The organism is Nocardioides sp. (genome assembly GCF_025965415.1).
Lineage (GTDB): Bacteria > Actinomycetota > Actinomycetes > Propionibacteriales > Nocardioidaceae > Nocardioides.
On the sequence record NZ_JAOPWY010000103.1, the window covers coordinates 1 to 17,193 of the forward strand.

General features: G+C 73.5%; 15 protein-coding genes and 1 pseudogene. 10 read left to right on the forward strand and 6 right to left on the reverse strand.

The genetic code is table 11. The features are described 5' to 3' along the window. The 3 genes and pseudogenes from JWN97_RS10780 to JWN97_RS10790 form a co-directional block, all read right to left on the reverse strand. Positions 1-117: pseudogene (locus JWN97_RS10780) on the reverse strand (ABC transporter ATP-binding protein); the annotation flags it as partial. Then, positions 114-395, reverse strand: a complete 282-nt coding sequence (locus JWN97_RS10785) for a hypothetical protein (RefSeq protein WP_297622309.1) — start codon at positions 393-395, stop codon at positions 114-116. The pseudogene JWN97_RS10780 and the gene JWN97_RS10785, both read right to left, overlap by 4 nt. 84 nt (positions 396-479) lie before the next feature. Further along, a complete protein-coding gene (locus tag JWN97_RS10790) occupies positions 480-3,218 on the reverse strand; it encodes a LuxR C-terminal-related transcriptional regulator (RefSeq protein WP_297622310.1) in 2,739 nt (912 codons plus the stop codon). 157 nt (positions 3,219-3,375) lie between these two features. Here JWN97_RS10790 and JWN97_RS10795 point away from each other — a divergent pair, with 157 nt between their 5' ends. Together JWN97_RS10795 and JWN97_RS10800 are read left to right on the forward strand one after the other, a co-directional pair. After that, positions 3,376-4,641 carry an MFS transporter gene (locus tag JWN97_RS10795; protein ID WP_297622312.1) on the forward strand — a complete coding sequence of 422 codons (1,266 nt, stop codon included), beginning with the start codon at positions 3,376-3,378 and terminating at the stop codon, positions 4,639-4,641. 116 nt (positions 4,642-4,757) lie between these two features. Then, the gene (locus JWN97_RS10800; RefSeq protein ID WP_297622314.1) at positions 4,758-6,935 is read left to right on the forward strand and encodes an MMPL family transporter; all 2,178 of its coding nucleotides are present in this window, start codon (positions 4,758-4,760) and stop codon (positions 6,933-6,935) included. A 59-nt stretch (positions 6,936-6,994) separates the two neighbouring features. On the opposite strand, the gene JWN97_RS10805 is transcribed toward JWN97_RS10800, so the two are convergent. Beyond that, complete coding sequence (locus tag JWN97_RS10805; protein ID WP_297622316.1) at positions 6,995-7,633, reverse strand: XRE family transcriptional regulator; 639 nt, start codon at positions 7,631-7,633, stop codon at positions 6,995-6,997. A 76-nt stretch (positions 7,634-7,709) separates the two neighbouring features. Here JWN97_RS10805 and JWN97_RS10810 point away from each other — a divergent pair, with 76 nt between their 5' ends. The 3 genes from JWN97_RS10810 to JWN97_RS10820 all read left to right on the forward strand — a co-directional run bounded on the left by JWN97_RS10810 (position 7,710) and on the right by JWN97_RS10820 (position 9,507). Beyond that, positions 7,710-8,648, forward strand: coding sequence for an NAD(P)/FAD-dependent oxidoreductase (locus JWN97_RS10810; protein WP_297622318.1), 939 nt, complete (start codon positions 7,710-7,712; stop codon positions 8,646-8,648). Between the two features lie 46 nt (positions 8,649-8,694). Next, a complete protein-coding gene (locus tag JWN97_RS10815) occupies positions 8,695-8,961 on the forward strand; it encodes a hypothetical protein (RefSeq protein ID WP_297622320.1) in 267 nt (88 codons plus the stop codon). 180 nt (positions 8,962-9,141) lie between these two features. Beyond that, complete coding sequence (locus JWN97_RS10820; protein ID WP_297622322.1) at positions 9,142-9,507, forward strand: hypothetical protein; 366 nt, start codon at positions 9,142-9,144, stop codon at positions 9,505-9,507. Positions 9,508-9,553: 46 nt separating this feature from the next. Here JWN97_RS10820 and JWN97_RS10825 read toward each other — a convergent pair whose 3' ends face one another. Then, entirely contained in the window at positions 9,554-12,562 is a 3,009-nt protein-coding gene (locus tag JWN97_RS10825) for a BTAD domain-containing putative transcriptional regulator (RefSeq protein WP_297622324.1), read from the reverse strand. Between the two features lie 90 nt (positions 12,563-12,652). Here JWN97_RS10825 and JWN97_RS10830 point away from each other — a divergent pair, with 90 nt between their 5' ends. Genes JWN97_RS10830 through JWN97_RS10845 form a run of 4 tightly spaced genes read left to right on the forward strand, consistent with a single transcriptional unit; the run spans position 12,653 to position 15,279 of the window. Next, entirely contained in the window at positions 12,653-12,973 is a 321-nt protein-coding gene (locus JWN97_RS10830; protein WP_297622326.1) for a hypothetical protein, read from the forward strand. Between the two features lie 16 nt (positions 12,974-12,989). Continuing rightward, positions 12,990-13,568, forward strand: a complete 579-nt coding sequence (locus JWN97_RS10835; RefSeq protein WP_297622328.1) for a hypothetical protein — start codon at positions 12,990-12,992, stop codon at positions 13,566-13,568. Beyond that, positions 13,568-14,509: an NAD-dependent epimerase/dehydratase family protein gene (locus JWN97_RS10840; protein WP_297622330.1), complete on the forward strand. Its 942-nt coding sequence runs from the start codon at positions 13,568-13,570 to the stop codon at positions 14,507-14,509. Before JWN97_RS10835 ends, JWN97_RS10840 begins: the two co-directional genes overlap by 1 nt. Before the next feature lie 26 nt (positions 14,510-14,535). Beyond that, complete coding sequence (locus JWN97_RS10845; protein ID WP_297622332.1) at positions 14,536-15,279, forward strand: DUF4386 domain-containing protein; 744 nt, start codon at positions 14,536-14,538, stop codon at positions 15,277-15,279. A 34-nt stretch (positions 15,280-15,313) separates the two neighbouring features. Here JWN97_RS10845 and JWN97_RS10850 read toward each other — a convergent pair whose 3' ends face one another. Further along, positions 15,314-16,336 (reverse strand): NADPH:quinone reductase, encoded by a 1,023-nt coding sequence (locus tag JWN97_RS10850; protein ID WP_297622334.1) that lies wholly within the window; start codon positions 16,334-16,336, stop codon positions 15,314-15,316. A gap of 130 nt (positions 16,337-16,466) precedes the next feature. On the opposite strand from JWN97_RS10850, the gene JWN97_RS10855 reads away from it, so the two are divergent. Next, on the forward strand, positions 16,467-17,144 hold the full coding sequence (locus JWN97_RS10855) for a hypothetical protein (protein WP_297622336.1): 678 nt from the start codon (positions 16,467-16,469) through the stop codon (positions 17,142-17,144). The last annotated feature ends 49 nt before the right edge of the window (positions 17,145-17,193 follow it).

The following is a 17,193-nucleotide window of genomic DNA, read 5'->3' on the forward strand; positions in this document are numbered from 1 at the left end:
GCCCGCGCCGTTGGGGCCGAGGAAGCCGGTGACCCGACCGGCCGAGGCGGTGAAGCTGACGTCGTCGACAGCGGTGAAGCCACCGTAGGTCTTGGTGACGGATTCGACGGTGATCATCGAGGGTTCCTCCTGGTGGGCGGGGTGGGTGGTGGCTGGGGTGCCTCGTGGGTGACCTCGAGGAGCGTGAGTCCGAGGTCGCGGACCCGTTCGATGAGGCCGTGGAGGGCCGCCTGGTCGTCGACCGGCCCGCGCAGGACCGTGGCGCCGTCCCCGTCGCGCGTGACGGTCATGCCGTCGAACCACGAGCTCCATCTCGGGTCGAGGCGGCCCTGGATGCGGATGCGGTACCACCCGGGGCCTGGCCCGGGTTCGACGGCGGGGTGCGGTTGGTCCATGTCGCGGACGCTAGGAGCCGACGTGGTGAGCGGGGCTCACCACACGTGGTGATTGTCGTGGTGAGCTCGTGGACCGGGGGTCGGTCAGCGCAGGTCGAGCTCCCTGGCGCGGAGCACGGCGGCACGCCGGCTCGTCACGCCGAGCTTCATGTAGAGGTTCTTGGTGTGCGTGCGCACCGTGTTCAGCGACACCACCAGCTCGCGAGCGATCTCCGGGCCGCTCAGCTCGGTGTCCAGGAGACGGAGCACGTCGCGCTCACGACTGCTCAGCGCGTCGACGAGAGGTCCCCGGCCCGCACCCGAGGACCTCGCGGTCGGGGGCACGGCTCCTTCGGGCACCAGCGCGGCCCGCAGGCGCCTGACGTACGCCGAGGGCGCCTGCCGCTCGGCTGCGGCGAGCAGGGTGGCCATGGGTGCACCCTCGTCGACGAAGGTGCGGACGTATCCCTCCGGCTCGGCGAGCTCGAGGGCCGCCCCGATCGCCCGGAGCGCCTCCTGCTGGGCGTCGAGCTGCTGGAGAGCGAGCGCACGGGCCACCTGGATCTCGATGACGGATCCGCCGCGGCCGCCCTCCTCCGCAGCCAGGAGCAGCCGGTCCAGGAGCGTGAGCACCCCGGACAGCTCGGTGTCGTCGCCGGGCCGTGCGTGGGCGGCCGTGATCACCTTCGCGAGCGTGACGTGCTCGAACTCGCGCAGGTAGCTCAGCCGGTCGTCGAGGGACAGGCCGAGCTGGTCCGCCCAGTCGAGGGCGGCGTCGACGTACCCGTGCCGTGCCCACGTCCGGGCGCGGACCGCGGGGACGGGCCGCACGCGCGGGGAGAAGTCCGCGACGTAGAGCCGGTCCGCCTCGTCCAGGAGGTCGATGGCGGCCTCGACGTCTCCCTCCGCCTCATGGATCCCGGCCATGACCAGGCGCCATCGGTAGGCGTCCTGCAGCAGGCCGGCGTGCTCTCCCAGCTCCCAGCTGCGCGAGAGCTCGCGCCGGGCCGCGGCCAGGTCGCCGGCCTCGCGGTGGCGGGCGGCGAGCCCCACGTGCATGTCCGCCCGGCCCCTCAGCACGGGTGTCGGGTGCCTGTCGGCCAGGTCGAGGGCCGAGCGGTAGGTGCGCGCGGCCCGCCGGAGCCGGCCCTGGACCACCTCGAGGTCGGCGAGCGTGATGGAGCAGCCCATCACGTCGGAGACGTGGTCGATCAGCTCGAACTCGACGAGGCACGCGGCGTAGGACTCGTGCGCGGTGTCCAGGTCGCCGCTCGACCACGCCGCCAGGCCGCGCAGGGCGAACGCGGCGCCCCGGGTCAGGTGGTCCTCCTCCCCCACCTGCTCGAGTGCCCGTCGGGCGAACGTCACCGTCCGCCCGACGTCGCCGCGGACCAGGGCGAGACCGGCGCGGTGCACGGCGAGGTCGGCCGGCAGGCGCCGGTACTCGTCCTCGTCGACACCAGCGCCCCGGCTCGCTCCTCCGGGCCGGTGTCCGCCGGCGTCCAGCCAGTCCTCCGTCGCGTCGAGCAGCTCCTCCACCCCGTCGAACTCGCCGGTGGACATCCGCGCGCCGGCCAGGGCGTTCCCGAGCACCGGGCGTGCCCGCAGGACGTGCTGCGGCAGGGCCTCGAGCCACGCGCGCAAGGTCGCCTCGCGGCGGTCCCGCCTGAAGGCGGGCAGGACGGTCTCGACGAGCCCGGCGGCCGCCATGAAGTCCTCCCCGAGCAGGGAGTGCCGGATCGCCTCGATGACGTCGCCCTCCTGCTCGTGCCAGGTCGCCGCCAACGCGTGCAGCTCCCGCGGGAGGTCCGGCCGCTCGTCCAGGAGCCGTCCGCGCAGGACGTCGGCGAAGAGGTGGTGGTAGCGGTACCAGTGCCGACGATCGTCCAGGGGAACCACGAAGAGGTTGTCCCGCTCGAGGGCCTCGAGGACGCTGCGCCCGTCGGGCTGCCCGGTGAGGGCGTTGCACAGGGAGCCGTTCATCCGATCGAGCACGCACGTGCGGAGCAGGAAGTCCTGGACCTCGTCCGGTTGCCGTCGCAGCACCTCCTCGACGAGGTAGTCGACGACGTAGCGGTCGTCGCCGGTGAAGCCGGCGATGAATCCGGACACGTCGTCGCGCCCCGTCATGGACAGCGCCGCCAGCTGCAGTGCGGCGATCCACCCCTCGGTCCGTCCTTCGAGGGCGCGCACGTCGGCAGGCCCGAGCTCCAGCCCCATCACCTCGTTCAGGTACGACGCCGCCTCGACGTCGGTGAAGCGCAGGTCGGCTGCCCTCACCTCGACGAGGTCCCCGCGGGCACGCAGTCGCGGCAGCGCCAGGGGCGGGTCGCTCCTGGTGGCCAGCACCAGGTGCAGCCGCGGCGGCAGGTGGACGAGGAGGAAGGCCATGCCTTCGTGGACGGCCGGTGCATCGATCACGTGGTAGTCGTCGAGCAGCAGCACGGTGTCGACGTCGGCCGTCGCGAGGTCGTTGACGAGGGAGGTCAGCACCACCTCGGCCGGCGGCGGCTGTGAGTCCTGCAGCAGGACCAGGGCGCCCTCCCCCACCTCCGGCCACGCCGTACGCAGTGCCGCGACCACGTAGCGCCAGAAGCGTGCCGGGTCGTTGTCCGCGGCATCGAGGGCGAGCCAGGCCCCACGGAGCGCCGTGCCCTCGCCCGACGCCGCCGATGCCAGCCAGTCGACCAGCAGTGTCGTCTTCCCGAAGCCGGCCGGCGCCGAGACCAGCATCAGCTTGGCGTCGAGCCCACGGTCGAGCCGCTCACGCAGTCGCGGACGCGGCACCAGCCCCGGCCGCGGGGACGGGAGGAAGAGCTTGGTCTCGATCAGCGGGAGGGACATTCCCGACCCATCCTTGCCGTCCCCGGGTGCAATGCAAGCCGCTGGTCCAGACAGGGCGGTCCGCCACTCCCGCGCGCGGTCCGGCGCGCCTACTGTCGAGCCCACGCCATCGCCGCCGTCCCGCCGCGCCTGCCTGCCGGCCGGAGAGGAGAGCGACATGCGCCCCTCACGAACACGGTCGGCCGCCGAGGGAACCGGCCCGACCGTGCCCGTGGGCGCGAGGTTCGTCGCGACGTACACGCTCGCCTACATGAGTGTCGCGCTGATGCTCATCGCCCCGCTCCTGGTCACGCTGGCCCTGAAAATCAGGTCCCTGGTCGGCGCCGAGCAGGCGCCCCAGGGCCTGGCGCTCGTCACCGGGGTCGGCGGTCTCCTGGCCCTGTTCGCAGGGCCCGTCTTCGGCAGGCTCAGTGACCGTACGCCGTCGCGGCTCGGCATGCGGCGCCCGTGGATGGTCGGCGGGCTGGTCGGCGGCGTGCTCGGGATCACCGTCGTCGCCACGGCGCCCAGCGTGGTCGTCGTCCTGGTCGGGTGGTGCCTGGCGCAGGTGTCGTTCAACGCCCTCCAGGCCGCCCTCGTGGCCGTCCTCCCCGACCAGGTGCCCGCGGTGCAGCGCGGCACGGTGTCCGGGGTGCTGGGCATCACCGTGCCCGTGGCCGCCGTGGTCGGCACGTTCCTCGTCCAGCTCTTCGAGGGTCACCAGGTCGCCATGTTCCTGACCCCCTGCGTCATCGGTGCCTGCCTCGTCCTGCTGTTCGTGGCCTCCCTGGACGACCGGCGGCTCGACCCGGACGCTGCCCGTCCGTGGTCGCTGCGCGACCTGCTCGCCGCCTTCCGCCTGGACCCGCGACGCAGTCCCGACCTCGCCTGGGCGTTCGCGGGGCGGTTCCTCTTCATCAGCGCCTACGCGTTCCTGACCACCTACCAGGCCTACTACCTGATCGACCGGGTCGGCACCGCGGAGGACGACGTGCCCGCGCAGGTGTTCCTCGCGACGCTCGTCCAGTCCGTCGTGCTCGTCGCGGCCTCCCTCGTCGGCGGCAGGCTGTCGGACCGCACGGGCAGGCGGAAGGCGTTCGTCGCTGCGGCGGCAGTGACGTACGGCGTCGCCCTGTTCCTCATCGCGGGAGCGCAGACCTTCGGGGGCTTCCTCGTCGGCATGGCGGTCAGCGGCCTCGGCTTCGGTGCCTACCTCGCCGTCGACCTCGCCCTGGTCGCCGACGTGCTGCCCGACGCGGCCGACTCGGCGCGGGACCTGGGGCTCTTCAACATCGCCAACGCGCTGCCGTACGCCCTGGCTCCCGCCGTCGCGCCGGTGATCCTCGCGGCCAGCGGCGACTCCTATGCCGTCCTGTACGCCGTCGCGGGCACCTGCGCCCTCCTTGCGGCAGCCGTCGTGGTCCCGATCCGCGGCGTGCGCTGACGCTTCGCCACCCGCAGGTTCACCACGTCCTTCACCACCTGTGGTGATCCGGGCTCACCACGTCGCTCCCTACGTTCGCGGCCAAGCACCCGCCGACCCGAACGAAAGGCACGATCATGCAGAAGCTCATCCGTGGCATTGCGGCCACCAGCGCCAGGCACCCGTGGCGCACCATCACCGCATGGCTCGCCCTCATCGGGGCGGTCTTCGCCCTCGCCGTCGCCACCGGTGGCACCTTCGTCGACGACTTCTCCTCGCCGGGCAGCCAGAGCGCCTCTGCACTCGAGCTGCTCGACGACAACTTCCCGGAGGCTGCCCAGGGGTCGGTCATGGTGGTGCTGGCGACCCGCGACGGGACGAGGTTGGACGAGCACCGTGACGAGATCGCCCGGGTGCTCGACGACGCGTCCGTCGTCGCTCACGTCGCGTCGGTGGCCGACCCGTTCGCCGCGGGCACCGTGTCCGAGGACGGGCGGATCGGCTTCGCCGTCATGACGCTCGACGCCCCGGAGCGCGAGATCGGCAAGCCCGCGTTCGCGGTCCTGTCCGACGCCGTGTCCGGCATGGGGTCCCCCGACCTCCAGGTCGAGCTCGGAGGCGACGCCGTCTTCCTCAACTCCGCCGACGAGACATCGCCCCACACCGCGATCGGTCTTCTCGTCGCCCTCCTCGTCCTGCTCGTGGTCTTCGGGACGGTCGTCGCGGCGATCGTGCCGATCGGTCTGGCGCTCGTCGCCGTCGGCGCCTCCATCGGCGGCATCATCGTGATGGCCAGCACGATGAACGTCTCGGTCTCCGCCATCGCCGTGGCGGGGCTGGTCGGACTGGGAGTCGGGGTCGACTACGCCCTGTTCATCGTCGCGCGCTACCGGGAGAACCGGTCGGCAGGCCACGACAACACCACCGCCCTCGCCCACGCGATGACCACCTCGGGCACCGCCGTCGTCTTCGCCGGTGGGACCGTCGTGGTCGCGACGGGTGCCCTCGGCATCACGGGCCTGGGCATCCTCACCTCGATCGGGCTCGCCACCGCCCTCATGGTGCTCAGCGCCGTCGCCGCGGCCATCACCCTGCTCCCCGCACTTCTCACCCTCCTCGGCGACCGGATCGACGCCGGCCGGGTCGTACGGCGGCACCGTCCCGCCGTCCGCACCGAGGACAGCGCCTGGTGGCGGTTCGGCCACCACGTGTCCCGTCGCCCCTGGCCCTACCTCCTCGGAGCCGTCGCCGTGCTGGCCGCGCTCGCCGCCCCGGTGCTGTCCATCCAGACGGCCTTCCCGGCAGCCGGAGACGCCCCGGCCCACACCACCCACCGCAAGGCGTACGACCTGCTGACCGAGGGGTTCGGCATCGGCTTCAACGCGCCGCTCACCGTGGTCATGGACCTGACGGCCTCCACCGGCTCCGCCGACGACGTGGCGACCGTGTCGGCCGCGATCGCCGACGTGCCGGGCATCGTCTCCCTGGGCGAGCCCCAGACCTCAGCCGACGGCAGCACTGTGGTGTTCAGCGCGCTCCCGGACGGGGGCCCGGCCGACCTCGAGACGTCCGCCACCATCGAACGGGTGCGCTCGGTCATCCCCGCCAACACCTACGTCACCGGCATCACGGCGATCACCGACGACCTGAACAGCCAGCTCCAGAAGACGCTGCCGCTCTTCGTCGGCGCCGTCATCGGGGTGTCGTTCCTGCTGCTGATGCTGTTGTTCCGGTCGGTCGCCGTCCCGCTCAAGGCCGCCGTGATGAACCTGCTGTCGATCGGCGCCGCCTACGGCGTCCTGGTGGCGGTCTTCCAGTGGGGATGGGGCGCTGGGCTCCTGGGGCTCGAAGGACCGACACCCATCACCTCGCTCATCATCGTGATCATGTTCCCGATCCTCTTCGGGCTCTCGATGGACTACGAGGTCTTCCTGCTGTCCCGCATCCGGGAGGAGTACGCCGCGACCGGCGACAACGCCGAGTCCGTCGCCCGCGGACTCGCCGGGACGGGGCGGATCATCACCTCCGCCGCGCTCATCATGATCGCCGTCTTCCTGAGCTTCGTCGGGAGCCCCGTGCCCTCGGTGAAGATGCTCGGCCTCGGACTGGCCGTGGCCATCCTCGTGGACGCCACCCTCGTGCGCATGGTGCTGGTGCCCGCGACCATGGCGCTGCTCGGCGATGCCAACTGGTGGCTCCCCCGCTGGCTCGACAGGGCCCTGCCGGTGGTGCACGTCGAGACCGCGGAGGAGCCGGCGGTCGGCCCGGACGAGGTCCCGGCGGCTGCGCGCACCGAGGAGCTGGTGCCCCGGTAGCTCGTCCCCGCAGCTCGTCGACCCCGGGGTCCCCGGGGTCGACGCGCTGCGCCGGCGCGCTACGAGCCGGGAGTGCGCCTCCTGAGGCGCTCCCCCGGGCGCCCGAAGATGCTCAGCATCTCCGCCGGTGCCTCGCCGGTGCTCCCGAACCAGTGCGGGACGCGGGTGTCGAACTCCGCGACGTCACCGGGCTCGAGGACGGAGTCCTCCTGCCCCAGGACCAGGCGGACGCGTCCGGAGAGGACATAGATCCACTCGTGACCGTCGTGGGCCCGCGGCTGCGGGTCGACCTGGCCGGTCGGTACGACGATCTTCCAGGCCTGCATGCTGCCCGGTTCCCGGCTGAGCGGGACCACCGTGCGTCCCTTCACCTGACCGGGCCGCAGCCGGATCCGCGGGTCCCCCACCTCGGGCGCGCCCACGAGGTCGTCCAAGGGGACGCGGTAGAGCGCTGACAACGCCAGGAGCAGCTCGAGAGTGGGACGACGCTGACCGGTCTCGAGCCGGGAGAGGGTGCTCGTGGAGACTCCCGTCCGCTCCGTGACCTCCGCCAGCGTCAGCCCGCGGGCGTTGCGCACCATCTTCAGCCGCGACGGCACCCCCTCCAGCGCGCGGGCGACCTGGTGTGATGCTGGGCCCGACCGCTCGTCCGCGTCGGCGGAGCCCGTGGTTCCCTGCCCGTCCGTCGGCGTCCTCATGAGGCCATTGGACGGCGCTTTCCCGGGAACGGCAACATTGATGGAGCCAGCGCGCCGACGGCGACACGCTCGAGGCATGAACTCCTACGACGTCGCCATCATCGGCGGAGGTGCCGCGGGTCTCTCCGCGGCCCTCGTCCTGTCCCGCGCTCGCCGCACGGTCATCGTGGTCGACGAGGGCAGCCCCCGGAATGCCCCGGCGACCCACATGCACGGCTACCTCTCGCGCGACGGAGTGCCGCCCTCCGACTTCCTCGCCCACGGGCGCGACGAGGTGGTCGGCTACGGCGGCGAGGTCGTGGCCGGGACCGTCGCCGAGGTCGTTGCCGACGGCACCACCGGCTCCTGGCTCCTCCTCGCCGACGGCCGCCGCATCCGCGGTCGCCGTCTGCTGGTCACCACCGGCCTGCGCGACGAGCTTCCCGACGTGCCCGGACTTGCGGAGCGGTGGGCACGCGACGTGCTGCACTGCCCGTACTGCCACGGCCACGAGGTGCGCGACCAGCGCCTGGGCGTGGTCGGAGGCTCCCCTGGAGCCGCCCGATACGCCCAGATCGTGCGCCAGTGGACCCACGACCTCGTCTACTTCACCCCTCCCGGCCTGCTCACCGCCGCGGAGCGCAGCGGGCTCGTCGCCCGCGCGATCGGCATCGTCGAAGGAACCGTCGAGGGGCTCGTCGTCGACGACGCGGACCGTCTGCGCGGCGTACGCATGGCGGACGGCCCGACCGTCCCCCGCGACGTCCTCTTCGTCCCTCCCCGCTTCGTCCCGCACAGCCGGCTGCTCACCGACCTCGGTTGCGCCGTTGACGACGACGGCTGGGTCCTGGTCGACCACGCCGGTCACACCAGCGTGGCCGGGGTCTGGGCGGCCGGGAACGTGGTCGACCCACGCGCGCAGGTCGTCACGGCCGCCGGCGCCGGATCCGCCGCCGCCATCGCGATCAACGCCGACCTCGTCGACGACGACGTGCGCGACGCCATCGACGGCTTCCACCACGGCTGGACCGCCTGACCCCTCATCCACCCACATCCGAGTCCACCCACACGAAGGAACCGCCATGACCGTCCCCCCTGAGCCCCGCGACACCCGTCCCGCACCGAAGGTCGGGCCGCCGACGAAGCACCAGCTCGCCCTCATGATCTGGGTCGCCGTCTTCCCCACCCTCACCGCGCTCAACCTGCTCCTCGGCGACTGGCTCGGTGGGCTCGACACCGTGCTCCGGACCTTCGTCCTCGCCACCACCGCCGTCCCGATCGTCATCTACGGGCTGATGCCGCAGCTGCACCGGGTGCGGATCCGCCTCCTGAGCCGGGCCACGACCTGAGCGCCACCGCCTCGTCCCCACATGACCCGCACGAACCCGCACGAACCCGCCCATCGAAGGACGTCAGCCATGAACCCGCTCCTGCAACGCCCCAGCCCTTCCGGTCCCCGGTCCCCCGCCGCAGCCGCGGCCGCCGGCGCCGGGCACCCGGCCCCGCCTCCCGTCTGGAGGCTCAACCTCATGCGAGTCGGCTACGCGGTCATGGGTGTCGGCCTGGCACTCACCAAGTGGCCCGAGCTCCTGGCCCACGACCCGTGGGAGCTGAAGCAGGGCACGGTGCTGACGATGCTCGTCGCCCTGTCCGTCCTCGCCCTCCTCGGCCTCCGCCACCCCCTGAAGATGCTGCCCATCCTGCTCTTCGAGGTCGCCTGGAAGCTGCTCTGGCTCGGCGTGGTGGCGTTGCCCCTGTGGCTCGACGGCAACCTCGGCGAAGCAACGCGGGAGCAGGCCGCCACGGTGCTGTGGGTCGTGATCGTGATCGCCGTCGTCCCGTGGCGGTTCGTGGTCGACCAGCTCGTGCTCTCGCGCGGTGAGCGGTGGCGGTGACCACGAGCGAGCCGGACGTGCGAGCGCCCCGGCCCGGCGAGGTCGGTCAGCGCGTCGGGTCCCGGGTGAGCCGACGCGCGGCCACCGCGTCGATCCGGTCGCCCTCGTCGACCACGTGGGCCACCTGGGCAGCCAGGCGATCAGACTCGGCGAGCAGCTCGTCGGAGGTCGCGGGGTCGCCCGTCCCGGCCGCGAGCCGGGCCAGCGCGTCGAGCGCGAAGACCTGGACCTGCACGTCGCCGGTGGCCCGTGACGCTGCCAGGACCGACCGCAACGCGCCGTCGTCGTCGCGCGCGGCAGCGAGCACGCAGTCGGTGAGCAGCGCGAAGTCGCCGCCGCCGGCGGACTCGTACCACCGCTGGCTCTCCTCGAGCAGGGTCACCGCATCGGCGCCCCGACCGGCGCCGCGCAGGAGCCGGGCCAGGTTGAGCCGGGCCGTGGCCGTCAGGCGACCGTCGCCGACCGACAGGGCCTCGCCGATCGCCTGCTCGTAGGACGCGACCGCGGCCGGATCGCCGAGACGCTGCTGGACCCGCGCCAGGCCGGCGCGGTGGAGTGCGGCCTGGCCGAGGAACCCCAGGGTGGCGGAGCCGTCGGCTGCTCGGGCCAGGGAGCGCGCCGCCTCGTCGTAGCGGTGCTCGGCCTGGGCGATCCCACCGAGGATCCCTTCCGCGTGCACCATCCCCCACGAGTCGCCGATCGGCCCCAGCAACCCGACCGCCTCCGTGGCGTCCCGGGTGGCGGCTGCCGTGTCGCCCAGCATGAGATGGCCGTACGCCGACAGCAGCAGGCTCGCAGCAGTCCGCCACGGCACGTCCTCGAGCCGGTACGCCGCCAGGCTGGCCGCCGCGCGGTCCAGCACGACGTCGGGACGACCCTGCTGGATGGCGAGGAAGGCGCGGTGGCGATCGACGTCGGCGGAGAGGACGGGATCGTCCAGCCCGGCGACCAGCTCGCCGGCACCGTCGAGGTCGCTCCCGGCCAGCGCGACGTTGCCGGCCGAGGCCTCGAGCCAGCCGGCCAGGAGCAGGGCGGTGGCCCGATCACGGGGAGGGGCCCCGGGTGTCAGCGCCTGCCGGACACGGGCGGCGCCCGCGGGTCCGTCGCCGAGCACGACCCAGGTCCAGCCGAGGCCGTTGACGATGCGCAGGCCCAGCTCGGGGTCGTGCGCAGTGCACCAGGCCAGCGCGAGGTCGACGTTGGCCCGCTCGGCCCGGGCGATGGCCAGGCACTCGGGCTGGCGCTCACCGCGGACGTGCTCGTCGCACCAGTCCGCGGTCGCGGCGTACCAGCCGGCGTGCGCGGCCGCGGCGACGGAGGTGTCCCCCGACTCCGCCAGCCGCGCGGCTGCGAACGCCTGGATCGAGTCGAGCAGTCGATAGCGCACGCCGCCGGAGTCGGCATCCTCGATGCTGACCAGGCTGCGGTCGACGAGCCGGGTGATCGTGTCGAGCACCGCATCGCCCGGCACGCCGAGAGCCCTCAGCACGTGCTCGGTCGCGTCGAGCGACGCGTCCCCGGCGAAGCGGGAGAGCGCCCACAGCCCGCGCTGGTCATCGGGGAAGAGCAGGTCGTAGCTCCAGCCGATCGCCCCGGAGAGCGCGCGACGGCGCTCGTGCTGCTGGCTGGTCGGGTCCCGGAGGAGCACGAACCGGTCGTCGAGGCGCCGGGCGATGTCGCGGACCGACATCGAGCGCACGCGCGAGGCGGCCAGCTCGATCGCCAGCGGCAGCCCGTCGAGCGACCAGCACACCTCCTCGACGGCGGCGAGGGACGCGGTGTCGAGCACGAGCCGACGTCTCGTCTCCCGGGCTCGACGGGTGAAGAGCTCCACGGACCGGTCGTGGGTCAGCGGCTCCAGCACGTGGACGTGCTCGTCGTCGAGCCCCAGCGGTACCTGGCTCGTCGCGAGGACCCGGACGTGGGGCACCGCGTCGAGGAGCCCACGGACGAGGGCGGCTGCGGAGGCCGCGACGTGCTCGCAGTTGTCGAGCAGCAGGACCGTGCCCGAGCCGGAGAGCCGCTCGAGCAGTGCCGATCCTCCGCCCGTGACGTGCAGGGTCTCCGCCACGACCTGGGGGAGGTCCGCCGTCGCGTCGACCGCGTCCAGCCGCACCAGCCAGACCCCGCCGGCAGCCGCGGGCCCGCGACCGACCTCGGTGGCGAGCCGGGTCTTGCCGACCCCGGCCGTGCCGACCACGGTGACCAGCCGGTGGTCACCCATCGCGGACGCCAGACCCGCCAGGTCCTCCTCGCGACCGACCAGCGGGGCGCCCGGCGCGGGCAGGTTGCCCGGGACGGCGACCACCACGCTCGGATCCCCGGCGTCCAGGCTCGGGCTCTGCTGGAGCACCTGCCTCTCCAACGAGCGCAGGGCCGCACCGGGCTCGATGCCGAGCTCGTCGACCAACGCGTTCCGCACCCGCCCGTACGCCGCCAACGCCTCGGCCTGCCTGCCGGCGCGGTAGAGCGCGGTGATGAGCGAGGTCCACAGACCCTCCCGCAGAGGGTGCTGCTCGACGAGCCACTCGAGCTCGGCCACGACCTCACTGCCCGCGCCGAGCTCGACCCGGACGGCCATCGCGTCCTCGACCAGCCCCAGCCGCAGCTCTTCCAGCCGGGTGCGGTGCGGCGCTGCCCAGTCACCCACCTCGGCCAGCACCTCGCCCCTGAACAGGGCCAGTCCTTCGCGCGACCTCTCGAGCGCGCGGGCCGGATCGCCTGCGGTCCGGGCCTCGACGACCTCGGCAGCGAGCGCCTCGAGGCGGACGGCGTCGACGGCCCCCGGGTCGATGGCCAGGGTGTAGCCGTCCTGGTCACCGCGGACCAGGTCCTTGTCGGCCAGGGCCCGGCGCAGCTGGGACACCTTCGACTGCAGGGTGTTGCGACCGGTCGGCGTGGACCACAGGTCCTCGATGAGCGCGTCCGCCCGCACGTGCGACCCCGCGGCCAGCGCGAGCCGGGCCAGCAGCTCGGAGGTCTTGCCCGCGGGCAGGTCGAGGCGCACGTCGCCTCGACGTGCTTCGACTGTCCCGAGGACCGACACGGTCAGCACCGTCCGAGCCTAGGGCCGTTCCGGGGTCACGTCACTGGCGTCGTCAGCGGTCGTCAGCGCGCCGTCAGCGCCCACGTCCAGTGTGGTCACGTGCCCACCGACCAGACCCTCCTCCACCGCCTCGTCGGCGGTGACCCCCGCGCCTCCGGCGAGCTCCTCGCCCGGGCCGCGACGACCGACTCGGCGTCCGTCCTCGTCGCCGCGGCGATGCTCACCCGCGACGTCGGCCACCTCGCCCGCGCCCGCGAGCTCGCCACCGACCCCCGCGAGCGTCAGCTGGTGGTCCTCGCGCAGGCGCACCTGCGCGGCGACGCCCACCTGCTCGACGTCCTGGTCCGCGACCACCTCGCCGACCATCCCGACCACGTGCTGGCCGCGTGGATCGCGGGCCGGCCCATCCCCCAGCACTGACCAGAAGGAGACACCCATGTCCCAGCTCGGCACCGCCCCGCACCGCTCCGCTCACCCGCCCCTGACCCGCACCGTGGCTCGCTGGATGGTGTCGTTCCTCGGGTTCCCGCTCGGCGGGCTCGCGGCGATGGTCGTCAGCGGCCCCGTCGACTCTCCTGCCGCCGCGATCCTGGGCGGACTGCTCACCGGCTCCGTCCTCGGCGCCGCGCAGGCCGTCGCCATGAGGGCCGACCTCCTCACCTGGGTGACCGCGACCGCCGCCGGGCTGGCCGTCGGACTCGCCGTCGGCTCGTCGGTGGTCGACCACCGGACCGGGCTCGGGGACCTGGTGGTCCAGGGGGCGATCTCCGGCCTCGGCGTCGGTGCCGCGCAGTCCCTCGTGCTCGTACGCCGGATCGGTCCCGTCGCCCTCCTGTGGCCCGCCTACCTCGCCGCCGCCTGGGCGATCGGCTGGGCCGTGACCACAGCGGCAGGCGTGCAGGTCGAGGAGCAGTTCACCGTCTTCGGGGCCGCCGGCGCCGTCACCGTCACCCTGCTCACCGCCGTCCTGCCCGTCCTGCTCCACACCCGCTCCTTCACAGAGAAGAGCTCCTGATGCGTCACGTCGTCTTCGGCACCGGCCAGGTCGGCCGCCCCCTCGTCGAGCAGCTGGTCGCGGCCGGCCACGACGTCGTCGCGGTGAACCGCGACGGCCGCGGCACCTTCCCGGGCGCCACCGTGGTCGCCGGGGACGCCGCCGACCCCGACTTCGCCCTCCACGTCTGCGAGGGAGCGGACGTCGTCTACTTCTGCCTCAACGCGATGAGCTACGACCGCTGGAGCGAGGAGTTCCCGCCGCTCCAGCGAGGCGTCCTCGCGGGCGCCGCCGGCGCTGGCGCCCGGCTCGTGGTCCTCGACAACCTCTACGCCTACGGTCCGCCCCGCGGCCGCCGGTTGGTCGAGACGAGGGCGGCCAACCCGACGTCGTCGAAGTCCGCGACCCGGGCCGCCATGACCGAGGAGCTGCTCCGGGCCCACGCCGCCGGCGAGGTCGAGGTGGTCATCGGCCGCGCGTCGGACTACTTCGGACCGGGTGCGACCAGGTCGGCCCTGGGCGAGGCGGTCTTCGGGGCCGCGCTCGCCGGCCGGACCGCCCAGGTGATGGGTGACGCGGACCAGCCGCACAGCTACTCCTACACACCCGACGTGGCCGCCGCCCTGATCGTCCTCGGCACCGCACCCGGCGCCACGGGACGGGTCTGGCACCTCCCGGTGGCCGGGGCCCGCACCATCCGCGAGGTGGTGACGCGCGTCTACCAGCTCGCCGGTCACAGGCCCCGGCTCCTGGCGGCCGGGCGCCCCACCCTCCGCCTCATCGGCCTGTTCAAGCCGGAGATGCGCGAGTACCTCCACACGCTCTACCAGTTCACCGCCCCGTGGGTGGTCGACGACGGCGCGTTCCGAGCCGCCTTCGGCGACCTCGCCACGCCGCTCGACGAGGCGTTGGCCACCACCCTCGCGTGGTACGCCGAGCGCGCCGCCGTACCCGTCCCGTGACCACCCGTCCCGACCAGGAGCCCACCATGACCACTCTCGACCACTCTCGTGTCCACGCGTCCGACCGCACCACGGCACGGCGGGCCGGTGCCGCCCTGGCGCTCGCCTCCGGCCTCGCCATCGCGGGCTTCACGGTCCTCGGGTCGGTCTTCGAGTACCCGCAGATCCTCGAGGAGCCGACCGCCGACGTCCTGGCGCTCTTCCGGGAGCACCGGAGCGTGGTGATGGCCTGGTTCCTCGTCCTCGCCGTCAGCGCCGCGCTGATGGCACCGGCCGGCGTCTGGCTCGGCCGGATCACCGGCGGCCGACTCGGTCGCTGGATCGCCGGCGTCGGGATCGCCGCCGCGACCGTCCAGGTCGTCGGCCTGCAGCGCTGGGTGACCCTCGTCCCGGGCATCAGCGAGGACGCCCTCGACCCGACCCGTCGCGCCAGCGCCGAGGACCGCTTCGAGCTGTGGCACATCGTGCTCGGCAAGGCGATCGGCGAGACCCTCGGCTACGCGCTCACCGCGACCTTCACGGTCCTGGTGGTCGTCGCCCTGAGTCGCACCATCCTGCCGCGCTGGCTGGCCGTCGTCGGGGTCGTCGCGGCCGGCCTGATCGCCACCGGGGTGGTCGTCCCCCTCGTGGAGGCCGCGAGCCTGACCAACTTCGCCGGGTACGTCGTCTGGTGCGCGTGGCTGCTCGCGGTGGCGTTCCTCCTCGTCCGCACCCCCGCCGACTTCTCGGGCTCCCCCACCACCCGCGGGCCCGGGTCCACTTCAGCGTGAACGGTCGCCCGACCGGCCGGGCTCCGTGCTCGGCTCAGGAGGCGGCCACGTCGATCAGCACCTTGCCGACCGCGCCGCCCTCGACCGCGGCGTGCGCCTCGGCCGCCTGCTCGAGCGGGTAGTGGTGGACCGGCAGCCCGTGCTCGTCGCCGACGCCGAACCCACCGTCCCCGACCGCTGCGGTGATGTCCTCGGCCGCCGCGCGCAGCGCCGACTCGCCGACGGTGTAGAGCAGCACCCACTGGAAGCGCACGTTGGTCGAGAACGTCTCGCGGACGCTGAGGCTCACCACGTCGCCGCCGTTGTTCGCGTAGATCGCGATGGTGCCGCGCGGCTTCACCACCTGCACGTCGAGCCGGAGATTCTGCGCCGGCGCCACCTCGACGACGATGTCGACGCCGTCCGGCGCCAGGTCGCGGATCGACGCAGCCGTGTCGCCCTCGTGGTAGTTGACGACGTGCTGGGCGCCGGCGGCCCTCGCGAGGTCGGCCTTCTCCTCGCTGCTCACGGTGGTGATCACGGTCGCCCCGGCCCACCTCGCGAGCTGGATCGCCGCGTTGCCGACCGCACCCGCTCCGCCCTGGACGAGCACGGTCATCTCGTCGAGAGCCCCCGGCGCGAGCCTGGCGGGACCGCCCTCGGAGGTGGTCAGGGCGCGGTGGGCTGTGACCGCCGGGACGCCGAGCGATGCGCCCACGTCGTACGACGCCGCGTCGGGCAGCGCCGCGACGTTGGCGACCGGGAGCACGACGTGCTCCTGCGCCGTGCCACCGGGGCGCGTGTGCTGGGCCAGCATCGTCCAGACCCGGTCGCCGACCGCGAGGTCGGACACCTCGGGGCCGACGGCGTCGATCACGCCGGCACCGTCCTGGCCGGGCACGATCTCGGGGAAGGCGAGCTCACCCATGCCCCCGGCGCGGAACTTCCAGTCCGTGGGGTTGACCCCGGCGCGGACGATCCGCACCCGGACCTCGCCGGGACCGGGCTCCGCGACCTCGCGCTCGACCAGCTCCAGCACGGAGGAGTCGCCGCTCTCGGTGTAGACGACAGCACGCATCTCGCTTGTCCTTCCTCGGGGGAACATGTCCGTCGGGGTCAACCCGGCAGCACGGCAGACTATGCCGGTCGGGGCCGGAGAAATCTCGCGCTCGCTTGACTCGTTCGAACACGTGTTCGACGATAGGCGCATGTCGTCCACCCGCTCCGTCGCCGCGCTCGACCCGGGGCGTTCGGTGGTCGAGCAGCTGCGCGAGCGGGTGGCCGCGATGGAGCGCAAGCCGGCCGCACAGCCCGTCCCGACCCTGGCGGGACTGGCCGACCTGGTGCCCCTGCACGCCGGGGCGACCTACGCCGTCGACTCCGCGTCGCTGGCGCTCGCACTGGCGGCAGGAGCCTCGCAGGCCGGGGAGTGGGTCGGGTTCGCGGGGTGCGCCGACTTCGGGGCCGAGGCCGCGGCCGAGCTGGGGATCGAGCTCTCGCGCACGGTGCTGGTGCCCGATCCCGGCGAGCACTGGCTGGAGGTGACGGCGGCGCTCGTCGACGTGCTCCGGGTGGTGGTCCTGCGCCCGCCCGCCTCCGTCGACGAGCGCACGGCGGGCATCCTCGACTCCCGGCTACGCACGCGCTCCGCCGTGCTGGTGGTCCACGGCCACTGGCCGCGGGTCGAGGCCCGGCTGAGCATCGAGGAGTCCGGCTGGAGCGGTCCGTCGGCCGGCACGGGGCAGCTGCAGGAGCGTCGGGCACGGGTCGTCGTACGCCGGGGGACACGAGCGCCGCAGCACGCCGAGCTCACCTGGCCCGGGGTGCGCCGCCTCGAGACCGGCGACGACCGGCGGGTGCGCGACATCCGCCGAGTGACCGGGTGAGCGTCCGGTGACGGCCCGATGAGGGTGATGGTGGTCTGGTGCCCCGACT

Bases quoted from the DNA above. Each gene is read 5' to 3' on its own strand.
- JWN97_RS10855 (WP_297622336.1), top strand. From the start codon at position 16,467: ATGTCGTCCACCCGCTCCGTCGCCGCGCTCGACCCGGGGCGTTCGGTG.
- JWN97_RS10820 (WP_297622322.1), top strand. From the start codon at position 9,142: ATGCGAGTCGGCTACGCGGTCATGGGTGTCGGCCTGGCACTCACCAAG.
- JWN97_RS10785 (WP_297622309.1), bottom strand. From the start codon at position 395: ATGGACCAACCGCACCCCGCCGTCGAACCCGGGCCAGGCCCCGGGTGG.
- JWN97_RS10790 (WP_297622310.1), bottom strand. From the start codon at position 3,218: ATGTCCCTCCCGCTGATCGAGACCAAGCTCTTCCTCCCGTCCCCGCGG.
- JWN97_RS10815 (WP_297622320.1), top strand. From the start codon at position 8,695: ATGACCGTCCCCCCTGAGCCCCGCGACACCCGTCCCGCACCGAAGGTC.
- JWN97_RS10795 (WP_297622312.1), top strand. From the start codon at position 3,376: ATGCGCCCCTCACGAACACGGTCGGCCGCCGAGGGAACCGGCCCGACC.
- JWN97_RS10810 (WP_297622318.1), top strand. From the start codon at position 7,710: ATGAACTCCTACGACGTCGCCATCATCGGCGGAGGTGCCGCGGGTCTC.
- JWN97_RS10800 (WP_297622314.1), top strand. From the start codon at position 4,758: ATGCAGAAGCTCATCCGTGGCATTGCGGCCACCAGCGCCAGGCACCCG.
- JWN97_RS10840 (WP_297622330.1), top strand. From the start codon at position 13,568: ATGCGTCACGTCGTCTTCGGCACCGGCCAGGTCGGCCGCCCCCTCGTC.
- JWN97_RS10805 (WP_297622316.1), bottom strand. From the start codon at position 7,633: ATGAGGACGCCGACGGACGGGCAGGGAACCACGGGCTCCGCCGACGCG.
- JWN97_RS10835 (WP_297622328.1), top strand. From the start codon at position 12,990: ATGTCCCAGCTCGGCACCGCCCCGCACCGCTCCGCTCACCCGCCCCTG.
- JWN97_RS10850 (WP_297622334.1), bottom strand. From the start codon at position 16,336: ATGCGTGCTGTCGTCTACACCGAGAGCGGCGACTCCTCCGTGCTGGAG.
- JWN97_RS10845 (WP_297622332.1), top strand. From the start codon at position 14,536: ATGACCACTCTCGACCACTCTCGTGTCCACGCGTCCGACCGCACCACG.